We start from the raw sequence: 1,544 nt of genomic DNA on the forward strand, positions 1-1,544 counted from the left end.
AGATAACATTTATTGCTACAAAACTCCGTTTATAGTAGATATAGATGAACCACTTGATTTAACATTAGCTAGAATAGAGGTTAAAAGTGGCAACATTTAGGCATGTAGGATTAACAGTAAGTAATAAAGAAGATTATTGCAAGCTATTAGTGGACACATTTGGTTTTAAAAAAGTGTGGGATGAGGTAGAAAAGGGAGAATATATAAATAAGTTTAACGGTGAAATAATAGACCACGTTAATACGGTTAAATTTAAAGATAGTAATAGTTCTATGGTAGAGCTTTTGTGTTATGAAGAAAATAACTCGATTAATAAAATTAAATCTTTGAGAAATCAGGGGATAACGCATTTAGCGTTAAGTGTAACTGATATGGATAATATTATAGCTCAGTTAGATTATTATGCATGGCTTAGGTTAGTTCATGACCCATTGGTCGTCCCTTCAGGCACCGTTAAAGTGTGTTTTGTTGAGGATATTAAAAATGGTCTTTTTTTTGAGTTAGTAGAGGATCTTAAAACGGAATGAGCAAGTTCAAATTTTGAATTTGAAAAGCTTAAGTAAAATTATGAATGCTCCATCGTACAATCCTAAAATGGATGAAATGCCAGTTTTTATTAGCTACCCAAGAAGTGGTAGTCATTGGCTAAATTGTTTAATGGAATTATATTTTGATGCTCCTAGATTACGACGCTCTGTTACATTTTTACAAGGTGAGTCACTTAATAAAAAACCTTTATGGTTTCATGATCATGATATTTTTTCTATATTAGAATTAAAACATGATGATGTGTTGTACTTGTACAGAAATCCTGTTGATGTTATTTTCTCTCATCTTAAGTCAGAATATAATGGTAAAATAAATGAAGAATTTATTGATAAAGAAATAAAATTATTAATAAATCATTTTAATAAATATTTATTATCTAATAAAGCTAAAGTTATAGTTAAATATGAAAAATTAAAAAGTAATGATTATAATGAGTTTCAAAAAATAATTGATTGGTTGACTCCCGGATATGATTTGAATATTAATAAACTTGATAAAATTAATTCTATTGTTAAAAAAAGTAATATTATTAATAAAGCAAATAATAAACAATTTTTAAATAAAAAACTTCTTTCAGATGAGTATAAATATGAAAGAGATAAATTTAAAAATAAATATAGTGATAAAATTAATGCCAAAATTATCTCTTCTAAATTAGAAGAGTTTTTTTAATATATTAATTGTAAGTTATTAGCTAAGAGTTAGTTATAATATTCTAAATTTAAACGTAATAAAAAGAGGATAATTTGAATAATAAATTTGCTGTTATAACAACAATTAATGAGAAATCTAGATCTATTATTAAATTTGAATCTTTTTCTGATTGGCATATCGTGGTAGTTGGTGATGATAAGACGCCTCCTATGAAAAATTCAAATAATCTTACATATTTATCTATTAACGATCAATATAAAAAATACTATGATATGGCAAAATCTCTGCCACACAATCATTATTGTAGAAAAAATATAGGATATTTATTTGCAATTAACAGT

General features: G+C 25.6%; 3 protein-coding genes. All 3 read left to right on the top strand.

The genetic code is table 11. The features are described from left to right. The first annotated feature begins 86 nt into the window (after positions 1–86). Positions 87–527, top strand: a complete 441-nt coding sequence (locus VK998_RS12835; protein ID WP_325229046.1) for a VOC family protein — start codon at positions 87–89, stop codon at positions 525–527. Between the two features lie 19 nt (positions 528–546). After that, complete coding sequence (locus tag VK998_RS12840) at positions 547–1,221, top strand: hypothetical protein (protein ID WP_325229048.1); 675 nt, start codon at positions 547–549, stop codon at positions 1,219–1,221. 74 nt (positions 1,222–1,295) lie between these two features. Beyond that, positions 1,296–1,544 (top strand): hypothetical protein (locus VK998_RS12845; RefSeq protein WP_325229050.1); only part of this gene is annotated, 249 nt, incomplete at its 3' end.

It is taken from the genome of Schnuerera sp., assembly GCF_035459645.1.
In the GTDB taxonomy this organism is placed as follows: Bacteria; Bacillota; Clostridia; order Tissierellales; family Tepidimicrobiaceae; genus Schnuerera.